The following is a 14,637-nucleotide window of genomic DNA, read 5'->3' as shown; positions in this document are numbered from 1 at the left end:
CGAATGACTGGCATATGATGAAGAAAAGAAAAATTGCTGCGATTATCGGTCTATTCCTGCTTTTCTTAACCGGACTTCGATTCGTATGGATCGCATCCCTGGCACCTCCGCCCGGGGTAGAAGCCGTCAACGGTCAACTGGACTTGCGGGATTGGGATCTTTCCTCCGAGCCGCTTCTCTCGCTGAAGGGCCAATGGACATTCTATCCTTATCAATTAATCGAACCTAATAGCGCGACTAATGCTGGGGCCATTATCGCCCGTCTGCCCGGGAGCTGGGTGAAATCTTTAGCTGCCGAAAACTCAACTACTTTCGGCTACGGTTCATATCGTCTGCGTATTGCCATCGACCCGGACAACAAACAAACTTTCCGAATGCGAGTGCCGGCTATTCCAGCTTCGTCCTCGTTGTTCGTCAACGGAAGATTAATTGCCTCATCCGGTCAACCGTCCGAGCTTCCGGACATGTATGTGCCTGACAGCGTCCCGTACTCCGCTTCGTTTACCGCCGATCGGGGCGTTATCGATATCGTTCTCCATGTCGCCAATTTCGACGATCGTCTGACCGGCGGGATCACGCAGCCGATTAAATTCGGGACGGAAGAAGCCGTAAACCGCGCTTACTGGTTCTCCGTCGGCACGCAATTGGCGGTATGTTTGATTTTGGCTTTGCATGCGATCTATGCGGTTATGCTGTTTTTTATCGGTGCGAGACAGAAAGCATTAATTTACTTCGTGCTGCTAGCTGTCAGCGCGATCGTTACGATCCTTATAGACGACGACCGCATTTTGCCTGCCTGGTTTCCCGTCGGATACGAGTGGACTTATCGGCTGTACTACCTGTCCTTCTTGGGCGCCGCCGTGTTTCTTCTCATGGTTTTCAAACAATTAGTGCCCTCGTTCTTCATTCTGAGGACGGCTCCCGGATATGCGGCTTTGTGCGGCCTTTATGCCCTGCTCGTATTGCTGCTGCCGATCCGGTCGCTCACTCAGATTGATGTTTTGCATACATTGCTCATTATCTTGCCTTATTTGATCATTCCCATCATCGTTGTGAAGGCCGTCAGGAATGGCCAGCCCGATGCTGTTTTCTTGATGTTGGGCTCGACCGCTCTCACGTCAAACATTGTTTGGGGCATTATCAAAAACGCAGGACCGCTCGAAATCGGCTTCTACCCTTTCGACGCGTTGGCCACTTTCATCTGTTTTGCCTTGTTCTGGTTCAAACGCTACTTCCGCAACGCTGCCGAAGCCTCCCGACTGACGGCACAGCTGCAAGCGGCGGACAAGTTGAAAGACGAATTCCTCGTCCATACGTCCCATGAGCTCAAAAATCCGCTGCACGGCATTCTCAACATTGCCCAGGCCGTATTGGAAAGCGAAGGACGTCGTCAGGACGAACAGGAGAATCGGGCCCGTATGCAGCTCCTCGTATCGGTAGGCAGGCGGATGTCCTTCCTGTTGAACGATCTGATGGACTTGACCCGACTGAAGGAAAACCGCATCCACCTGGAGCCGACAAGCGTTTGGCTTCAAGATTTAACCGCAGGCCTGTTCGATATGATCCGGTTTATGACGGAAGGGAAACCGATCGAACTCGTCAACGCGATCCCGGACACGCTTCCCCCTGTCCGCGCGGACGAGAATCGGCTCATTCAAATTTTGTTTAATCTTCTTCACAATGCGGTTAAATTCACCGATAAAGGACAAGTTCGAATCGATGCTTCAGCGGCAAAAGGCAAGGTGACTATAAGGGTAACCGATAGCGGAATCGGGATGGACGAAGAGACTCGGCGGAGAATCTTCCTCCCTTACGAACAAGGCGCCGACGCGTCCGCCACGGGAATCGGACTTGGATTAACAATCAGCAAAAAGCTTGCAGAACTGCATCACGGCGACTTAACCGTTCGCTCCGCTCCAAACCAAGGATCGGTCTTTAGCCTGACGCTGCCATTGTTCGATTTGTCTGGCGGGCAACAAGTTGAGCACAGCAATCGAATCCCCGGCTCATCTGTCGCGGAGGAGTCAGCAGCCGCAAGCGAGGCGGAAGAGGCCATATCCGAACGCGATGGCCCTAATCTCGATGTTGCGCCTGAACCTATCGACAGGCCGCGAATACTTGCGATCGATGACGACCCGGTTAACTTGAAAGTGCTCGTCGGCGTGCTTTCCCCTGACGGCTACGAGATTACGACTGTGACAAGCGGTCCGGAAGCATTGGCTCTGCTGAAAGCCGGAGCATGGGATCTTATCGTCTCTGACGTTATGATGCCGCGCATGTCCGGCTACGAAGTCGCCAAGGCCGTCCGGGAAAGGTTTTCCCGATCGGAATTGCCTGTTCTGCTGCTTACGGCGCGAAGCCGACCGGAAGACATCGAGGCTGGATTCCGGTCGGGCACGAACGATTATATCGCCAAACCGGTTGATGCGCTTGAACTCCGCTCCCGAGTACGGGCTTTAACGGAGATGGCCAGGGCCGCTCGCATTCAGACGCGCATGGAAGCAGCCTTGCTTCAAGCTCAAATTCAGCCGCACTTCCTGTTTAACACGCTAAATGCAATAGCCGCGCTCAGCGAAATTGACAATGAACGCATGCGAAACTTGCTGGATGTGTTCGGAGACTATTTGCGAGGCAGCTTTGATTTTCGCAACTGGGACCAGCTTATCCCGTTGCAGAAGGAACTGGAGCTTGTTCGCGCGTACTTGTATATCGAGCAGCAGCGTTTCGAGGATCGCATCCACGTCGTATGGGAAATCGACGAGCAGTTGCCGCTCCAACTGCCTCCGCTGTCCATTCAGCCCCTCGTCGAGAACGCCATCCGGCATGGGGTGTTAAAACGCGATCGAGGGGGCGCGATACAAATCCGCATCGTCCATTTCGATCATTACGCTGAAATCTCTGTTATAGACGACGGTGTCGGCATGGACGAAGAGACGATCAGCCAAGCATTCTCCGCTCCGCAGATTGCGACCGGACGTAAAAGAGGCCTAAGTCTGATGAATACGGACCGCCGATTAAAGCAGCTTTACGGCGAAGGCCTGCGCATCGTCAGCGTTCTGGGCCAAGGCACTGCTGTTTCATTTCGGGCGAGGAAGTAACTCGGTGCTCGGGGCCTGGTTAGTGTGCGAATGAGTAACAAGTGATCAAACAAAGGAACCCCGAGTGTCGTCGTAAACACTCGGGGTTCTCTATGATCTCAGAAGCTAGCAGCAGCCCCTAAGCGTTAAATTTACTGAAAAAACCGCGGCAAGTAAGGCTTGTTCTTCTCCAGCATTTCGTCCAGCAAAATTTTCGCCACACGCACGGATGGTACCAGCGGATGCGCAACCATCGCCTGAAGGGCGATGCCGCGGTCTCCGGTGATGGCCGCTTCGATCGTCAACCGTTCGTACGTCTTCACGGCGGCGATCAAACCTTTCGCATGCTCAGGCACTTTCGTGACGGGCAGCGGCAACGGACCTTGACCTGTAACGACGCAGTTTACTTCGATCGATGCGTCTTCCGGAAGGAAGTCGAGTACGCGGCCGTTGGTGACGTTCAGCGTCTGAATGTCGCGACGGTCGTTGTACAGCGACACCATCAAGTTAACGGCCGCTTCGGAGTAATAAGCGCCTCCGCGCTGCTCAAGCTGCTTCGGCTTTTCTTGCAAATCCGGGTTCTTGTACAGCTCGAACAATTCGTCCTCGACCCGCTTTACGACTTCGGCGCGAGTACCGTTTGCTTTCAAGGAAGCGAGCTGCTCTTCGAGCATTGCGTCCTGCATGTAGAAGTATTTCAAATAGTAAGACGGGAAACCGCCGAGATTACGCAGGAATTCCGGGTCCCACTCGGTCGCAGGCACGTTTTTGCCGGAATACTCTTCGCGTTTGTCGAGCAGCTCGTTCAGCTTGTCTTCGCCTTCGATCTCGATGCGCGTCACCCAGTGCAGATGGTTCAGACCGACAAACTCGGTGTAGATGCGTTTCGCTTCTACGCCGTACTTGTTTATCAGCCATTTATGCAAGCCGATCGGGGCATTGCACAAGCCAATGCTCTTGACTTTGGAATGGCGCGAGATCGCTTCGGTCACCATGCCCGCCGGATTCGTGAAGTTAAGCAGCCAGGCGTTCGGTGCAAGCTCTTCGATGTCTTTGCAGATGTCGAGCAGAACAGGAATCGTGCGGAGCGCCTTCATCATGCCCCCGGGTCCGGTCGTCTCTTGGCCGATGACGCCATGCAAGTTCGGAATGTGCTCGTCCCACTTCCGCGCTTCAAGCAAACCGACGCGCATCTGCGTGGAAACGAAATCCGCGCCCTTGATCGCTTCGCGGCGATCAAGCGTCAAGTGAACCTCGATTGGCAAGCCCGACTTGACGACCATCCGCTTCGCAAGCTCGCCGACGATGTCGAGCTTATGCTTGCCCTGCTCGATATCGACGAGCCACAATTCGCGAATCGGCAGTTCGTCGTAATGTTTGATGAAGCCTTCGACGATTTCCGGCGTGTACGACGATCCTCCGCCGATGACGGCGATTTTCAACCCTTTTGCTTGCTGTGCCATTATGCAATCCATCTCCTTGGTGTAGGTAGTTTCCGAAAGTCCGATTGTGTTCACAACCGGGCTTGCGGAACTCCATTTATATAAAAAGACTAGACTTGGGCAAACTCCGATACTCCGCGCAGCTTCTCGTAGATCGCGCTTGGCAGCGCGATGCCGCTAGATTCGACGGCGAGCCATACGGCGCCAACGACCGGTTCGACCGTCAGCCGCGCGATTCGCGCATTCGGGGCGACGGCTTTAACCGCTTGTTCAACGTAAGAGCGAATATATTCGCCTTTGCCCCGGACGACGACACTGCCCGCAAGCACGACGTCAAACGTCTCGCCTTCCATCCCGAGCCTGCGGATGACCGCCGTCGCCGACTTGCCTAATTCGACGCCTTGAGCCCGGAGAACTTCGATCGAGACCGCATCCCCTTGTTCCGCCGCATCGAACAACAGCTTCGTTAATCGGCTAGGCGGGTGTTTCTCATGGTCCAAGAAGTCATCATACATGGCCTCCACGCTGTCATATCCCAGCTCCGCCAGCACCAACTCCGTCAGAAGCGTCGGCTGCTCGCGGCCGTCCCATGCGCGAATGACGGATCGGAAAGCTTCAACGCCGAGAGAGCCTCCGCCGCCGAAGTCTCCGTACGGATAAGAGAAGCCGCCGCACTGGAGAAATGTCCCGGCCGGATTTACGCCCGCGCTGTTCGTGCCTGTTCCGCAGATGAGAACGACGCCGTACGGCCGATCCGTGCCCGCCCGCATCGCGATCATCGTGTCGCAATTGATCTCGTGCCTTGGAAATCCAAGCTCCGCGATCATCGGCCGCAATATGCGATAATCAATTTCCCGGTCAGCCCCGGCCAAACCGAAGTACGCGAACTCGATGTCCGCCTTCGCCAGGTTTGCTTGCACTAGCGCTGCCTCCGCCGCCTCGCGGATATTGGCTTTCGCGACTTCGTAACCTGTCTGGTGATTGCCGTTCCCGCTTTGCCCTTTACCTGCAATGTTGCCAAGCTCGTCAACGACTAAAGCGTACGTTTTGGTGCCTCCGCCGTCGACACCCAAATAATATTTCAATGCACTCACTCCTGCTATCTCGCTCTTATGTTGGACGTGCCGTCGATTCTCTTACGATAAGTTCAGGCTCCAATTGGACTGTGACGCTGCGCTTGGTCGAATCGTTCATGACGTCCAGCAGCAGTTCCACCGCCACGCTCCCGATCTTCTCGGCCGGCTGGCGCATCGTCGTCAGCGTCGGATGGAATTCGGAAGCGAAGTATTGATCGTCGAAGCCCACGATGGACAAGTCTCGCGGAATGCGTATGCCCTCGTTCTTGCAGGCGTCCATGACGCCGAGCGCGATATAGTCGTCCGCCGCGAATACCGCTTTCGGCATTTTTCCCGATTCGATCCATTGCTTCGCAATCCGATAACCCGTCGAAATTTCGAACGTGCCTTTCTCGACCGAGTGCGGCTTCAACCCCGCTTCTTCGAGAGCGAACAAAAAGCCTTTCTCACGCTCTTTACTGCTTAGAAACGAGCTTGAGCCCCCGATATGCGCGATGTCCGTATGGCCGAGCTCGATCAAGTGTTTCGTCGCTTCATAGCCGCCTTTGAAGTTGTCGACGATCACCGAAGTGACGGAAGAATTCCGTTGCGAGTTATCGACCATGATGAATGGAATTCTCTTCTTCTTCAGCTCCAAGACATACTCGTCTTCTTCCAGAGGAGACAGCAGAATTACGCCGTCAACGCGATCCTCTTGGAACAGCGAACGGTGAAATGCGTCATCGTAACGGTTCGATATCGACAGTGCCAGAAAATAGCCGTGGCCTGCAAGCCTGTCGTTCACTTCTTTAACGACGGCGTCCAAGAACGAATCGTGCAGCGTCGTCAGCGTTAGACCGATGATCCCCGTCTTGCCCCGGGCCAAGCTGCGGGCGGAAGCGTTCGGATGATAATCGAGCTCCCGCATCGCCTGCAGTACCTTCTCGCGGTTGGACTTTCGGACGGAAGTCGAATTATTGATAACTCTGGATACGGTAACGACGGACAATCCCGATTTCTTGGCGACGTCGAAAATACTAACCTTCATGGCCCAACGCTCCCGCGCGATATGTCGTAATATATTTATAAAGTACCACAGTTGAGCCAAAAGATCATTTAAAAGTTTAAGCGTTTTAATATTTGTAACAAACTGGGCCAAATCGACCCTTGCTAACCAACGGAAGTGGGAGGAAACGCGCCTGCGCGCCATCCCCTCCCTTTTTTTCTTAAAGCGTTGTTATTCTTTGTTGACCCGCTCGAGCAGCTTTGTCAGTTTATCCTGAATGACCGGCAGCACGTCTTCGACCTTCTTGTCGCCGTTCTCGACCGATGCGAGCTCGTTGATGAACAGCTCGTTGATCTGCGAATAGTTCGAGATGAGGTGGTTGTAGGATTCGAAGCCGTACTTGTACGCGCCGGCGAAAATTTGCTGGATCTGCTTCGGATCGATGCCTTCGAAATTGTTGTAAAACTTCTCGGCCGCCTTCTGGTTCACCGGAGGGTTGCCGCCGCTCAGCTCGATCGATTTCTCCTGGATTTCCGTCGTAATCAGGAACTTGATCCACTCGAGCGCTTCTTTCGGATGTTTAGAGTCTTTCAGCACGAACAGCGGGTCAACGTACAGCACGCTCCTGACATCCGGGTTAGGCCCCTGCGGGACAGCAGCTACGCCGACGCGGAAGCTGAAATCTTTGGCGGCCGCGAGGCTCCATGAGCCAACGACGGACATGCCGATCTTGCCGGATAGGAACGGATCGCCGAATTGGCCGGACACCGACTTCGAGAACGCCGGCGTCGGGGATACTTTCTGATCCCAGATCAAGCCGTAAATTTTCTTGTACGCTTCGACGACAGCCGGCTCGGTCAAGTTGATCTTGGATGGCTTGCCGCCGTTCGTCCATGTGTCATCGGAATACACGTTGCCGCCGAAATATTGCGGACGTTGATCGCGTTCCCCGAAGCCAAAGTCGACGCCGTATTGCGCCTCCGCCAAGTTTTTGGAATCGACGGTCAGCTTTTTCGCATATTCGACCATCTTATCGAACGTCCAGCTTTTGTCCTCGTAGTCCGTAGGCGGATATTCGAGGCCGGCCTTGTCGAACATGTCTTTGTTGTAAAGCATAACGGTCACATAGCTGTTCAGCGGGATGCCGTACGTCTTGCCGTCGACTTTGTAGATGTTCATAACGTCTTCGGGAATGTTGTAGTCGGACGCCTTGAAGTCGCCCAGGTACGGGGTCAAATCCGCCAACATGCCTTTGTTGTAATATTCCATAAAACCGCCGTAGCCCCAGTGGGACGTCACGTCCGGCGAATTTTTCGCAGCGATCGCCGATTGCAGCTTGGAATCGAATTGCTCATACGGCGCCTTCGTCACCTTAACTTTGATATTCGGGTGAGCCTTCTCGAACTCGGGAATCAGTTTCTCGACGAACGTGCGGTCCGGCGAATCGATCGTGTAGTGCGTAATCGTAACCGTCTCTCCGCCCGCGTTCTTGTCCTTGCCTGAGCATCCCGCGAGCACCGTGCTTGCAGCAAGCGCCGCCGCCAGCGCCGTGCCAAGTTTCTTGTTCATGTGTGTTCCCCCTCGAATATGGTCTTGAGCTTATGTGAATGGTTACTTGATGCCGGTAAGAACAATCCCTTGCACGAAACGTTTCTGAGCGACGGCGAATAACGTGACGATCGGCACGACCGACAGTAACGAAGCGGCCATCATTAAGTTCCACGGGGCGATACGGAACTTCGAGCTGAGCATCGCCGCCATCCCGATCGGCAAGGTGAAGTTCTCCTGCGAATCGAGGTACAATACCGGTGCGAGCAGATCGTTCCAGCTCCAGATGAAGCTGAAAATCGCTACGGTCGAGATGACCGGCCCGGAGAGCGGCAGCGTCAAGTTCCAATACAAGCGGAACTCCCGGCAACCGTCGATGCGGCCGGCGTCGTACAGTTCATTGGGCAGCCCGGAGAAAAACTGTTTCAACAAGAACACCATATACGCCGAGGCGAAAAAGTTCGGAAGAATAAGCGGCAGCAACGAGTCGTGTAAACCCAGCTTCGTGAACAACAGAAACTGCGGAATCATGATCGCCGGGTACGGCAGCATCAGCGTGCTCAGCAGCAGCATGAACAGAAACGGCGCAAGACGGGCACGATACCGCGCGAAGCCGAATGCCACGAACGACGAGGAGAACACGGTGCCGATCACCGTGAACACGGCGACGATAACGCTGTTCAAGTACTGCTGACCGAACTTGATCTCCGAATTGACGAACAACTCCTTGAAGTTCTCCCAGGCAAAATGCTGAGGAATAAATGACGGCGGATACGCCATCATCTCCTTCGTCGTCTTGAGCGACGTCGAAAGCATAAACCAGAGCGGCATGAGCATGGCGACCGTCGTCGCGATCAGCACCAGAAAGCCGAGAATGGAAACGATGTCGATTTTGATTTTGCGGCGGACGGCGGGAGCGTTATCGTTATGGAGAGCTAGCTGGCTCATCTGTCCCGACCTCCTTCGTAGTACACGTACCGATTAGACATTTTCATAATGAGGAACGTAATGACCATGACTCCGATAAGCAGAATCCACGACATCGCGGATGCATAGCCGTAACGGAAATTTTTGAACGCATTGACGTAGATGTTGTACACGTAAAACCACGTCGAATAGTTCGGCCCACCCTGGGTAATCGTATACGCCTGTGTGAACACTTGGAATGAGTCAATCAAACCGATGATCAGTTGAAACAGAAACACCGGAGAAATAAGCGGCAGCGTAATTTTGAAGAACGTTCTCAGCCGCCCCGATCCGTCCAGCTTCGCCGCTTCGAGCAGAGACTCCGGCACGCCTTGCAGCCCTGCGAGAAAGATCAGCATGCCGCTGCCGACGCCCCAGAACGACATAATAATAAGCGCCCACATCGCGTACTTCTCATCCAGAAACCAGTTGATCGTGTCGACGCCGAACCACGATAATGCGTAGTTGAAGAGACCGGCTTGCGGGTTGAACACCCAGAACCAGAGCAGCGCCATCGACACCCCGGAGATCATGCTCGGAAAGTACATCGCCGTGCGGATAAATCCGCGAAAAGGTATGCGCTGATTGATCAGTATCGCGAAGAAGAGAGAAAGGAAAAGCATCAGCGGCACGCTAATAAACGTGTACTTGAGCGTCACTTTGATGGAATTCCAGAACAAATCATCCTGGAACAATTCCCTGTAGTTGCCCAGCCCGATATATTCGGGAGCATGGATAATGTCATATTCCGTGAAGCTGTAGTACAGGGATGCAAGTACCGGTATGAGCGCGAATACGATAAATCCGATGAGCCAAGGCGATATGAAGAAGTAAAACCATCTTCCTTCGCGCCTGCTTTCTCTCGTGGACTTCAACTGCGTAACCCCCTTCTAACGTTCGTCCGTCTGCAGCGCGGGTTTCTTTTGTTTACTGGTCTACTGAGTTAAAGTTTAATCGCTTTAATTTTTGTGACAAAAAAAGAAATCGCTCTCTTTTGTCGGCGGATCAGCCTTTGCCCTTTCATTTCTGTGGACAACGTTCCAACCCGAAACTTCGTTCGTCGCCGGATGGCGCAAAATAACGATGATCTCCTCAAAAGTTAAAGCGATTAAACTTTGTGCTTATTATAATACGATGGTGTAAGCGTTGACAAGAAGAAATTTGAAATGAATTCATGCGTGGCTTGGATGGGGAACAGATTGCGTTCGATTGCCGGGGTTTACGACTGTGAAAGGCGCACGTTTGCGGAATTGTAGCCCGGTTTTTTCCGGGCTATTCGGGTCGTTCGGGGGTGCCGGCATCGCTGTAGACCGGTTTTTGAGACTGTCGATTAATTAGTTACAGGCCGTTGCTCGAAAAATTCGAACATCCCGCTCCTGGAAGAGACTCGCTGCAGGCCGTTGCTCGAAAAATTCGAACATCCCGCTCCTGGAAGAGACTCGCTGCAGGCCGTTGCTCGAAAAATTCGAACATCCCGCTCTCGAATGGGGCTCGTGCAGGCCGTTGCTCGAAAAATTCGAACATCTCGCTCTCGAATGGGGCGCGCTGCAGGCCGTTGCTCGAAAAATTCGAACATCTCGCTCTCGAATGGGACTCGTGCAGGCCGTTGCTCGAAAAATTCGAACATCCCGCTCCCGGAAGAGACTCATTGCAGGCCGTTGCTCGAAAAATTCGAACATCTCACTCTCGGAAGGGTCGCGCTGCAAGCCGTTGCTCGAAAAATTCGAACATCCCGCTCCCGGAAGAGATTCGCTGCAGGCCGTTGCTCGAAAAATTCGAACATCTCACTCTCGGAAGGGTCGCGCTGCAAGCCATTGCTCGAAAAATTCGAACATCCCGCTCCCGGAAGAGATTCGCTGCAGGCCGTTACTCAAATTAAGTCGTAGGCTTTAAATTAATCGACAGTCTCTTTTTCCGGGCTATTCGAGTCGTTCGGGGCGCACCGGGAATAGGAACGAAAAGAGCCGCCGCAACGACTCTCTTCGCCCCCACCGCCGACTCCTGTCACGCGCGGCTAAAGCCTTCTTCTTGTAAATACTCTAGCGCTTCCGCATAGCTCTCGAAAGCCATCTCCAAGTTCAGCCCGGCGAACAAATAATACATATCGTCCTCGAACTTGAGCGTTAACACGGAATTATCCGCGTCAATCCACTTCTCCTCATCGCCCTCCGCCCAAGAGCTGTCTGCGCCGGAACCCGTCAACGAATCGATCGAGGCTTTCACGAGCGCGCGCAGCTCCTCCTCGCCGAAGTCCCGAACGTTTACGTAACCTTTTTCATCGAAATCCGCTCCGTCAATGTACGCTGCGAAAACATAGCCATTACCGTTCGGATGGAAATGGTACCCGACGTTTTTCTTCTCCTCGATGCTGCGTTCATAATGGAAATTCACGCGCCCCATCGATACGTTTCGACGCTCCAGCTGGGGGAACGACTCCATGATCGCGATTTTCTGCTCAAAACTCAACATTGGCTCAACGCCCTTCATTTATGATTAGGCAAACTTTCCTGGGAGGTCGAAGTTCGCGTATCCCCATCGTTTTGCGGATGCGATGTAAAACGAGCCTCGATTTTCTTGCTGATCCACAGCGACGCGCCCACGAACGCTACGACATACAGCAACTCCAGAGGACGTTCGATAAACCGCCCGAAATCATGGCCGATGATCGACACCGACATGACCATAATCGCCTTGCCGAATACAATCGCGATCAAGAACGAGCGCAGCCGCATTCGGGCGACCGCAGCCGCTATGTTGATGACGACGAACGGGCCGACGGGAAACAGACTAAGCAAAAACACATAGCTGAACGCATTCGTCCTCACCCATTGCAGGCTCTTCTGCACTTTCGGCTTGCGCGCCCATTTGACGAAGTAAGGATGATCCGCAATCCGCCGCACGATGATGAACGTGGTCAGGCAACCGGCGACGATGCCGATCCACGAATATAGAAAACCTAGCCATAAACCGTAGACGGCTGCATTTACGCCGACGATCAGAATCGTGGGAAGAGGCGGCACGAACGATTTCATGAACGTTAGCGCAATGCCGGGAAAAGGACCGAATCCCCGATAATGCTCTAACAATTGTTTTAGATTGTCTTCCGTCGCGTTGGACAGTATGTCCGTCAAGCTCATGGATTTCGCATCCGTTTCCTTGTCCGATTTGTGGGTAATGTAGGCATTATACCATTCCTTCAGGCGAGTTGCTCGGATTCGGTGATTGGCGACGGCCGGAGTGACTTAGGTTAGACGTATAGGTTCGGCAGACGCGGTTTGGCGGACGTTACTTGGCAGGCTGGGCGTAAGTGCGGAGTTTGGGAACTTTGCGGAGCTTGAGAATAAGGGCTGCTCTATCCGCGAACCGCGAGCAGCAAGCATTAACAGCAAAGAGGCCCACCGGCAAATGGCCGGCGGGCCTCTCTCACAATACAATTACTCGGCGTCAGCCACCGCTTTGTCCGGGAGCTGGCTCACATAGCTGTCCGACAGATGAAGCAGTTCGAGCGCGTTCTCGTACTGCTGTTTCGTTGCACCGCCGATCGACTCCTTGTTCGTCTCGAGCGGGAAGTTTTTGCCGTCATCGTATGCGATACCCGGCACGAACACGTCGTTGTCCGTAATGATCGAACCGGATGGCAAGAAATGACGCATTGGCAGCACGTTGGTCTCGGTATTGAACAGGTCCTGGCCGAAATGAAGCTGATTCGCAAGCGAGATGCCCATCAAATTCGCCACCGTCGGTAAAATATCCGCTTGCCCGCCGGTTTTGTCAATCTCGGTCGGGCTCATAGCGCCCGGTACGTGCATAATAAGCGGAATGTTAAACATATCCGGGTATTCGTACTCGTGGCCGAGCAACTCTTTCATCAAACTTTTTTCCTTGCTATCCAGAGAGTACACCGGCAGTCCCTGGTGGTCGCCGTAGAACAATACGATGCTGTCGTCCCACAAGCCGCTCGCCTTCAGTTGATCGATAAACTGACCAAGCGCATAATCGGAATAATTCTGCGCTTTAATGTACCGACCGATCAAGGTGCCTTCGAACTCTTTTGGCAATTGCATCCGGACCTTGTCTTCCGGAATGTTATATGGATGGTGCGAACTCATCGTAATGAGTTGAGCGTAGAACGGCTGCTCGTTCGCATCCATCTTCTTGAGTTCATCCATCGTTTTCGCGAACAGCACTTCATCCGAAGCACCGAACGCAACATGGTCGTCGTCGCCGAAAAACTTCTTGTCGTAATAGCGCTCGAATCCGACTGCCGAATACAGTTCCTTGCGGTTCCAGAATTGCACTTCGTTCGTGTGGAACGTCGCCGTCTGGTAACCTGCCGCTTTCAGCAGCTTAGGTAAACTTGGCAAGTCTTTCTTCACGTAATCCTGCGTCGCCGGCTCATGCTTCGGCACATACATCGACGTATTAACGACGAACTCGGCGTCCGATGTCGTCCCCTGACCGACCATCGTATAGAAATTACGGAAATGGAAGTCACTCGCAGCAAGTTTGTTCATGTTTGGCGTCACTTCGACACCGTCCACATTCAAACCGATAAGGAAATCCTGGAACGACTCCATCTGAACGATAATGAGGTTCTTGCCTTTGGCGACGCCGTAATACGCGGGGTTGATTTTCGGCGTTACGCCTTTCAGCCCGTCGATCGTTGCCTGGTCGATGTCCTCGAACTCCGTCCATGCTTCGTCTTCGGTACTGTCCGCAAAAATCGTGTACACCTCGTAATTGAGAATGCCCATTTCTTCAGCCTGTTTGTTCTCGTTCATGCTAGCGCGGTTCGGCCAGATGCTGAAGAAACATAACGCGATCGATACGGCGAACACAACGGACAACGCCGTGCGACTGATCGGCTTCAAGCTCGTCTGGATATTGATGGATTTCTTGCGCAGCACGATCGGAATGACGATTAACACGAGTATGTCGACGAAAACAAGCAAATAATAAGGGTCCATCAGCGAATATGTGCTATTGCCGACTTTGGTCACTTTGTCCGCCTGGCTCAGCGCATGGTACGTCACGATAATGCCGTAATATTTGAAATACATCAGAACGGTGAAATACAAGAGCGTAAATCCAAGATTCGCTAACGTATAGTAGAGCAGCTTACGCTTCTTCGCGAACCATTCGATCATGCAGAAGACAAGCCAGAAGAATGGAATCTCGGTCAACATGGTCATCCACGAAGGCCCGTCCTCGAAGACGACGAACCAGGCCAAGCAGCATTTGAACAAAAGCAGCAACGTAAAAAGAACAAACCGCCGATTGGCCATTCTTATTAAAAATCCCATTGTTTTCACCTTCCCCATCTTGCTTTCTCTCTCTCTCTAGGGCGTGACATGCCCAAATCTCTTCTTCCATTTTACTCCCAAACCGCCGCGACGTTTCTAAAGAAAAACTTAATTTTGTGTCCGTATATATCTCTTCTCAAACCGTCATAATAGTTATATAATCATAACTGTTGTGCGTCAATATGAAATTGATCCTACATTCATGCCGCTGCGGCAATGTTCGGGATTACAGTTGAAGGA

The 14,637-nt window shown here is 53.0% G+C and carries 10 protein-coding genes; 1 reads left to right on the top strand and 9 read right to left on the bottom strand.

Annotated features, from left to right (window positions below; translation table 11 throughout):
- The first annotated feature begins 14 nt into the window (after positions 1-14).
- The gene (locus tag ACFPOF_RS12225; protein ID WP_378132904.1) at positions 15-3,098 is read left to right on the top strand and encodes a hybrid sensor histidine kinase/response regulator; all 3,084 of its coding nucleotides are present in this window, start codon (positions 15-17) and stop codon (positions 3,096-3,098) included.
- A gap of 131 nt (positions 3,099-3,229) precedes the next feature.
- On the opposite strand, the gene ACFPOF_RS12220 is transcribed toward ACFPOF_RS12225, so the two are convergent.
- The 9 genes from ACFPOF_RS12220 to ACFPOF_RS12180 form a co-directional block, all read right to left on the bottom strand.
- Positions 3,230-4,540, bottom strand: a complete 1,311-nt coding sequence (locus ACFPOF_RS12220) for a 6-phospho-beta-glucosidase (RefSeq protein WP_378132902.1) — start codon at positions 4,538-4,540, stop codon at positions 3,230-3,232.
- 89 nt (positions 4,541-4,629) lie between these two features.
- Complete coding sequence (locus ACFPOF_RS12215; RefSeq protein WP_378132900.1) at positions 4,630-5,604, bottom strand: N-acetylglucosamine kinase; 975 nt, start codon at positions 5,602-5,604, stop codon at positions 4,630-4,632.
- Positions 5,605-5,629: 25 nt separating this feature from the next.
- The gene (locus ACFPOF_RS12210; protein ID WP_378132898.1) at positions 5,630-6,622 is read right to left on the bottom strand and encodes a LacI family DNA-binding transcriptional regulator; all 993 of its coding nucleotides are present in this window, start codon (positions 6,620-6,622) and stop codon (positions 5,630-5,632) included.
- A 189-nt stretch (positions 6,623-6,811) separates the two neighbouring features.
- Positions 6,812-8,149 (bottom strand): ABC transporter substrate-binding protein, encoded by a 1,338-nt coding sequence (locus ACFPOF_RS12205; RefSeq protein ID WP_378132896.1) that lies wholly within the window; start codon positions 8,147-8,149, stop codon positions 6,812-6,814.
- 42 nt (positions 8,150-8,191) lie between these two features.
- Entirely contained in the window at positions 8,192-9,076 is an 885-nt protein-coding gene (locus ACFPOF_RS12200; protein ID WP_378132894.1) for a carbohydrate ABC transporter permease, read from the bottom strand.
- Positions 9,073-9,969, bottom strand: a complete 897-nt coding sequence (locus ACFPOF_RS12195; RefSeq protein WP_378132892.1) for a carbohydrate ABC transporter permease — start codon at positions 9,967-9,969, stop codon at positions 9,073-9,075. The genes ACFPOF_RS12200 and ACFPOF_RS12195 overlap by 4 nt, the downstream gene beginning before the upstream one ends.
- A gap of 1,129 nt (positions 9,970-11,098) precedes the next feature.
- Entirely contained in the window at positions 11,099-11,563 is a 465-nt protein-coding gene (locus ACFPOF_RS12190; protein ID WP_378132890.1) for a hypothetical protein, read from the bottom strand.
- Positions 11,564-11,577: 14 nt separating this feature from the next.
- Positions 11,578-12,231 carry a TVP38/TMEM64 family protein gene (locus ACFPOF_RS12185; RefSeq protein ID WP_378132888.1) on the bottom strand — a complete coding sequence of 218 codons (654 nt, stop codon included), beginning with the start codon at positions 12,229-12,231 and terminating at the stop codon, positions 11,578-11,580.
- A 297-nt stretch (positions 12,232-12,528) separates the two neighbouring features.
- A complete protein-coding gene (locus ACFPOF_RS12180) occupies positions 12,529-14,397 on the bottom strand; it encodes an LTA synthase family protein (protein ID WP_378132886.1) in 1,869 nt (622 codons plus the stop codon).
- Between the last annotated feature and the right edge of the window lie 240 nt (positions 14,398-14,637).

The sequence above is a fragment of the Cohnella soli genome (assembly GCF_042655525.1).
In the GTDB taxonomy this organism is placed as follows: domain Bacteria; phylum Bacillota; class Bacilli; order Paenibacillales; family Paenibacillaceae; genus Cohnella; species Cohnella soli.
Note: the sequence above shows the minus strand (reverse complement) of the source record. Positions and strands in the feature narration are given on the sequence as shown.